The sequence below is a fragment of the Microcoleus sp. CAWBG58 genome, assembly GCF_020883045.1.
Taxonomy (GTDB): Bacteria; Cyanobacteriota; Cyanobacteriia; order Cyanobacteriales; family Microcoleaceae; genus Microcoleus.
On record NZ_JAHRFA010000153.1, the window covers coordinates 1 to 7,194 of the forward strand.

Sequence of the window (7,194 nt, forward strand, 5' to 3'; positions counted from 1 at the left end):
AGCACGTCAATCCACTGCTATTGGTCGCCAAGACTTGAGAAAACGTACTACTGTTGAACACTCTTTGGCTCATATTGGTCATTGGCAGGGGAATCGTGCTCGGTATATCGGGCAGCGGAAAAATCTTTTCGATCTACGGCGAGTCGCTGTCGTCCATAATCTTCATGTCATTGCTCGAATGGATAAGGTTCTGCCAATTAAACCGGGCGTAGAGTCTAACTCATTGACCGGGTAATTCCATATATCTGTTTTCTTGTCAACTCTTAATACTGTACCGACGCCCTAGGCAGTACATAGGGTGTAGTAATTTTTGGCTATTACTCCAATCAATTAAATCTTGATTGTTTTGAAAAAATGCTCCCGAATAAACATTGTCTAAACACACGGCTTTATAGTCTTTCCAGTAACAGCTCTCGCCCTTGGTTTCGTTGCGTAGTCTGACTTTACCGCCATCCAATGTAATTTCTTTGACTCCTTGTTTAGCGCTCTTTAATCACTCTAAGAAAGGAAAAATCTGACCATAATTTGATAATGCTAATCTGGCATGGCTTTGTGGAACGATTTTCTAACACCTTGCTGGCTTTGGGAGCATTTGGCAAGAGATCCTTTGCTGTCGTGTCTTCGAGAATTTACTCTCATGAAAGTGACAAAAGAGCGTTAGATGTAGGTAATTCAAATTCTTGTCTTTTAACTAATCTTTGTAATGTACTGTGAGAAATTTTGATTCCCGTAAATTTTTCCAAATCTTTTTCTGCCATTTGATAAGATTCGTTGGCACTGATTAAAAGACAGCAATTTTCCATCACTGGACTAAATTGACTGTAAGCTTTTAAACCAAAATATTTTGCCTGATTATCTGTAATATCGAGAGAGCCGATTATTGATTTTATTTTTCGGGGCTTTCCTGTTTGAATTCCTGATACTGCTGAAAAAAAAGCTACCTAGTTCTGGACCAACTTCTTCTAACATTTTCTGACGGACTGATTTTTCTATACTTTCAAAACTTTTTAACTCGGTTGGATCTGTATTTCTGTAAAGAATTTCTGCTACCGCGTTTAAGTGGCTTTTTAGCTTTTGTTGGTCTGATGGTGTCATTTTATTTGCCTCATCTTTATTTGAGGATTTTACTAGCTTTTTCATTTTAACTCTTTTTTGACACCTTCGCCAAAGTGAGATGCACCCTTTGTGATGCTCCGACGACTATTTTATCATACCAAGGTTCAGCAACGCCGGTTTCTGAATCTGAAATTATTGAACCGCGAAGACGCTAACGACGCGAAGGAAGAGAGAAGAAGAAGACATAGCAAACAAATACTGGCAGGGGCGGGTTTAGCGAAGAATCTATGAAATAAACCAGTTGAGCGAGGCAAAGCCCGCCCTCTTGTGCTGATACAATTATAGGCTGGCAAGAATTTCTCACCTTAGTAGATGGACGTAATACCAATTTAATGGGTCGTTGCACATATCTCGATCCCCCTAAATCCCCCGAATAGTCGGGGGACTTTGAGAAGAATCTTGTCCCCCCCCTTATCAACTACCGTGTACACACAACTTGCCAAAACCTGGCTGTGTCTGACACAACCCTTAGTCGGCAAGGTTTTTAGACAATCGAGATCGTTATCAATAGTTTTAAATTATTGATAATGGGTGACGGGAAATCAAGGATTAAAAAAATAAATTTCCGTTTTTTTTGGGTCAATTGATTTCCAACTCGACTTGTGTGTACACCGTAGCCCTTATCAAGGGGGGTTAGGGGGGATCCGAATTCGAGAGCAGCCTCATAAAAAATTGGTATAAAGTATCAGTCTCAACTAAAAGCTGAATCTGATTGAAAATTTGTTTGAGCTTAAGTTAACACTGATTGAGCTAAATAAACGCCAAAAATATATCTGGCGGACAAGCAATATACCTTCACCTACTTTGTACAAAGAATTTCCCATCACCACCAATCTCAAATCAAAACTCCTAAATTGATATGACTCAAAACTACCGCATCACTCTTTTACCGGGAGACGGCATCGGCCCTGAAATTATCGCTGTAGCGGTAGATGTCCTGAAACTTGTCGGCAAACAATTGGACATCGGCTTTGAATTTCAAGAAGCATTAATGGGCGGCGCTGCTATTGACGCCACAGGCAATCCGCTACCGGAAGAAACTTTGGAAAAGTGCCGCAACAGCGATGCGATATTATTAGCAGCTATCGGCGGTTACAAGTGGGACAATTTGCCCCGCGAACAGCGTCCGGAAACTGGATTGTTAGGACTGCGCGCCGGATTGGGATTGTTTGCAAATTTGCGTCCTGCGACTATTTTACCGCAGTTGGTTGATGCTTCTTCTTTAAAAAAAGAAGTTGTCGAAGGTGTGGATATTATGGTGATCCGCGAACTGACTGGCGGCATTTATTTCGGCAAACCGAAAGGCATTTTTGAGACAGAAACCGGGGAAAAACGCGGTGTGAATACGATGGCTTACACCGAGTCAGAAATTGACCGCATCGGCCGCGTGGCTTTTGAGACCGCCCGGAAGCGCGGAAAAAGGCTGTGTTCGGTTGACAAGGCGAATGTTTTGGATGTTTCGCAACTGTGGCGCGATCGTATAATTGCCCTTTCTTCAGAATACCCCGATGTGGAACTTTCTCACCTTTATGTTGACAACGCAGCCATGCAGTTAATTCGCTGGCCGAAACAGTTCGATACAATTGTCACGGGTAACTTATTCGGCGACATTCTTTCGGATGCGGCGGCGATGCTAACTGGTAGCATTGGAATGTTGCCTTCTGCGAGTTTGGGTGCAAGCGGCCCGGGAGTTTTTGAACCAGTACACGGTTCCGCCCCGGATATCGCCGGACAAGATAAAGCTAATCCCATCGCCCAAGTTTTAAGCGCTGCAATGATGTTGCGCTACGCATTAAATCAGCCCGAAGCTGCTGATAAAATTGAGCAAGCGGTTGTGGCAGTTTTGGATCGAGGTTATCGCACTGGTGATATCATGTCGGAAGGTATGAAACTGGTCGGTTGTCGAGCGATGGGCAATGCTTTGATTGAAGTTTTGCAAGGTTAACCAATAATTTCATAAACCCGCCCCCGCCCAACAAGCAATACAAAAGATTGTAGATACTGTCTTGAGCTGTCAAGGGGTAGCAAGTAAATAATTGGGGTCGAAAGGCTTTTGGGACTTTAAAATACCAAAAGCCAAATGCACCAATTTCCGCATCAAAGCACCAATCACCTGCATTTTGACCTTGCCACGACCCAATAATCGGTCACTCATCGCCTTGAGTAACGGATTGTGACGCATCAAAACTACCGCAGGCAAATACAATGCCTTTCGCAGTCGGACATTGCCGGTACAAGACAAACGAGTTTTGCCTTTAACCGAAGTTCCAGAACTGCGTTCACAAGGTGTTAAACCTGCATAAGCCGCTAATTGACGGGCATTGTTGTAATCGGAAACATCACGAATTTCAGCTAACAATACGGATGCTGTTTGTTCACCAATTCCGGGAATTGAGGTCAAGAGATCGCGCTGTTGCTTTAAATCTGGATGTTGGTCAAAATGGTCGCTAATCAGTTTTTTAATCAGTTTTTGTTGCTCTTTTAGGTACTCCAAATGTGCCAGGGTAAGACCATTGGTGACAAGTTAAGACTGCAAGTCTTTTGTCAAGAGGCTTTTTGAGAATTGTTAAAAAAGAATTGGTCAGACCCTCGTTGAAGCTCCGGGAAAGAAGCCACAATTAGCTTTGTGTTTGGTTTTCGTTTCTGTTTCACAATACCTAAATCTCGATTTTTGGGGTCAGCAAAATACTTAATTGGGTCTGTTGCCTTACCTTTTTGATGAGCCATAGTAAAATGATAAAGACCCCGATAAATCATTTCTAATGAAATCTCATCAAAGGGCATAGAAAGTTCATCCGCTACAGCATCACCTAAATCTACCAAAACAGCATAAAATAACCACGTTGACCAAATTTGTAATTTAATTCCATTGATTGAGCCAGCCCACAAATAACTTAAACCCAAGAGTCTTTTTACTGTATTAAAAGCCTCTTCTATTCGCCAACGACGCCGATATAAATCCGCAACTACATAAGGTGGCAAAACCTGAGGATCTAGGACACTTGTTAAATAAGAATGCCAGGTTTTTCCTGACCTAACTTCAATTAAACGTAATGTGATAAACGGAGTCTTTTTTGTGCCAGAGCCCAGGCGTATCTTCCGGTCTCGCAGTCCATAACTATCTGTAAATACCTGTTCTATTTGAATCGCTGCTCCTTTCTTTATTCTGGTAATAAATTCAACCTTCTTTTCGATCAATTTATGCCAAAAATTAAAATGATAAAATCCTCTATCCAGTAATAGCAAAGTGTTTTCTGTAACTAAATTCAGGATATCTTCTTCCGCCAAGAGTATCATTCGCTTTGGGGTTTTCTTCAAACCAAATCTCAACAGGTAATCTGGTTATTAAATCCATGACTGTAATTATTTTTCCGGCTAACTGTCCTTTGGGAACTGATTCTAAGCTTTCTAGTTTTCTAAATAGAGCCTCCAATATTGAGCCATCTATTATCCAAATTTTCTCGAATTTTGATAAGGTAAATTGAATACTTTCTGGCAATGGACGTTGATTTCTACTATGCCAAGCTGTCCTGAGACTTGGCAATAAATCTTTAAATACTTTTTCAAATAACTCCGCAGGAAATGTCAAAAATTGTTGTGATACCGCTTGTTGACTAACTTTTATGGGATTACACCATAGAAAACCGTCTCTGGCTAAGATTCTTGTGAGTTCTCTCACCCCTGCTACGTCTCGCCACAGTAACGTTAATACCGCAGCCATCATCAACGGTAAATTCAATATCCGCTCTCGGAGTCCTAATTTTCGGTAGTAATTTTCTTGATTTGTAATTGCCGGTGTCAGCAATCTTTCCAGTTGCTCTGCAATTACTTCATCTTCCACCATTGGTCTGTGTGTTTTTTTCCCGTGGTCTCGATTGGTTTTTCGGCTGCTGGTCATGGCTGCTCACAATCTCTCTATTACTTGTCTGTCATAAGTTTCCCACGATCTCAGACCCATGCAAATACTACCCTTGACAATTTCCCTTTTTCCTTAACTTGTCACCAATGGGGTAAGACCAGCAACAGTTGGCGTAGCTGTTTCCAAGGCACTGTTCTCTTAAGGCGTGAGTGCTAGGATATTTGTGCAACATAGAGTACAAGCTTATGAAGTGTATCCATTGCGAGAGTGAAAGCATCGTCAAAAACGGGACGAAAAAGCTCAAGACAAATCAGGTGGTGCAGTCCTACCTGTGTAATAGCTGCCATCGACGATTCAACGAGCGCAGTGGCACGCCGATGGCCAGGTTGCGGACGCCGTTAGAGACAGTATCAATGGCGCTGAAGGTGAGGGGAGAGGGACTAGGAGTCAGAGCAACCGGAAGAGTGGTGGGGAAATCGGCGAGTCGGATCATAGCCTGGGAAGAGCGACTCTCGCAGCAGATAGCCCAATGGTCGCCTAAAGCGCCAGAGGGCGGATACGTCACGATAGAGGGAGACGAACTGTACACTCGCGTGGGCGAGAACCTTCCCCCCCGAAGCCTCTGAAGGCTGGACAATCAGCTTTGTGGAGCGCGACTCTCGCCCCAAGGTGGAGGCCAGAGCCGGACTCAAAAATGCCTCCCTGTTTGAGAAAGGCGTGCAGAGCGCCTGGGCCTGGGCCGAGCCCAGCTTGTGGATTCGCTGGTTTACCGATGGCGAACGCCGCTATGCTAAAGAACTGTGGAAAATAGCCACTGTCTTTCTGCCTCCCTCGATGACGACCCAGGCTTACCCTTATCGCAAGGTCTGGCGCGAAGGACTCGAAGTGGCCATCAAAATTAAAGGCTCACAGGGCCATCCTCGACTGGAATGGGTCAAGATCGAACATCCCTTCACGCCCATCAGCCCGAAGCCTGACGTCCATGCCAATCACGCCCGAAGCCTTCAACAGTGCTCTCAGACGCCGAGCGACGGCCTATCGACGACGACAAAATCATTATGCTAAGGTTCTTCATGGCTTGCAGCGCTAATTAAATGTCCAGCGCTTGCTGCATAACTGGACTCGCCCCCATGACTCTCTCCCCAAGTCTACGACCCCTTCCATGGCGATGGGTTAACAACTGTTGACAATTTACCTAGATTTACCTAGGATTTATTGGTTAAATTCTGGGTAAATCCATGATAAATTGATTAATATTGGCGAGTTAGCAGAGTAAAAAACCAGAAAGACAATAGCTTGTGGATTCTGTGCAAAGCGATTACCATAGGAAGATCTAACCACATTGACCCGGAGAATCAATGGCTACCATAACTTATTGCAAAGGCTTGCCCACACCAGTCTCTGAACTCAATGAGTTAGGGTTTACAACTTTCGAGATGTTCTTAGAAGCTTACGCCCCGATTTTTCGGGCTGCAAGCATTGAAACAGTTAACCACTTACTTTCAGGCCCAGAGTTCAAAAAATCCGATTGGAATACGCACTTACAGCAAACCTACGGCATTAACAAGCGGCACGCAAATGGTGTAATCAGTTCCGCCAAGGGTCATGTAGACGGTGCAAAAGAACATAGAATGTTACACCTAAAAACTCTTGAAGGAAAGATTAAATCTATCAGTGCGTGGCTCAAGAAAGCAGAGCGCAAGCTAGCATTAGCTCGTAAGTTTTATACCAATAAAAAATGGCAAAATTCAAAAATAGGTTGTAATTTTCCCATAGCTTGTTCACTACAATATAAATCCACAAACTGGCAGAATTTACGCTTTCAAATTCATAATAAAAAGCGTAGACTAACTTTGCTAGTTAATAGAGTCGAACACTTAAAACTCAAGCCAATTAAAGTCTTCATCCCTCACAGCGATATTTTTGTCGTCGGTTCCAAGGATGAGTCTTTTGGTAATCAAGTCTGTCAGTGGAATGAAAATCAAATAACTTTTAGAGTTCCAAAATGCTTAGAGTCGCGATTTGGAAAAACCGTGTCCTCTGTTATTGGTGATTTTAGTCGTAACATAAACAGACTAGCAGAATGCGGTGCTAAGACTTGGCATTTCTATCGCAAGAACAGAAGGTGGGTAACAGCCGTGCAGTTTACTCCAAATTCTGTAAAGCAGGTTTCCAGAGAAAGGATGTATGGTTGTATTGGCATCGATATGAATCCTGGT

At 43.2% G+C, this 7,194-nt stretch carries 2 protein-coding genes and 6 pseudogenes; 4 read left to right on the top strand and 4 right to left on the bottom strand.

Going from position 1 to position 7,194, the window contains the following annotated elements:
• Positions 1-235, top strand: a pseudogene (locus QZ918_RS32555) (hypothetical protein); the annotation flags it as partial.
• A gap of 45 nt (positions 236-280) precedes the next feature.
• On the opposite strand, the pseudogene QZ918_RS32560 reads toward QZ918_RS32555, so the two are convergent.
• Positions 281-481, bottom strand: a pseudogene (locus tag QZ918_RS32560) (ISKra4 family transposase); the annotation flags it as partial.
• 178 nt (positions 482-659) lie between these two features.
• Positions 660-1,095, bottom strand: a pseudogene (locus QZ918_RS32565) (ISKra4 family transposase); the annotation flags it as partial.
• Positions 1,096-1,975: 880 nt separating this feature from the next.
• Here QZ918_RS32565 and leuB point away from each other — a divergent pair.
• A complete protein-coding gene (gene leuB / locus QZ918_RS32570; RefSeq protein WP_293343105.1) occupies positions 1,976-3,061 on the top strand; it encodes a 3-isopropylmalate dehydrogenase in 1,086 nt (361 codons plus the stop codon).
• Between the two features lie 69 nt (positions 3,062-3,130).
• On the opposite strand, the gene QZ918_RS32575 is transcribed toward leuB, so the two are convergent.
• Positions 3,131-3,610: a transposase gene (locus tag QZ918_RS32575; protein WP_293343108.1), complete on the bottom strand. Its 480-nt coding sequence runs from the start codon at positions 3,608-3,610 to the stop codon at positions 3,131-3,133.
• Positions 3,611-3,660: 50 nt separating this feature from the next.
• Positions 3,661-4,960 (bottom strand): annotated as a pseudogene (locus tag QZ918_RS32580) (IS4 family transposase).
• Positions 4,961-5,220: 260 nt separating this feature from the next.
• On the opposite strand from QZ918_RS32580, the pseudogene QZ918_RS32585 reads away from it, so the two are divergent.
• Together QZ918_RS32585 and QZ918_RS32590 are read left to right on the top strand one after the other, a co-directional pair.
• Positions 5,221-6,149: pseudogene (locus tag QZ918_RS32585) on the top strand (transposase); the annotation flags it as partial.
• Between the two features lie 184 nt (positions 6,150-6,333).
• A pseudogene (locus QZ918_RS32590) lies at positions 6,334-7,194 on the top strand (hypothetical protein); the annotation flags it as partial.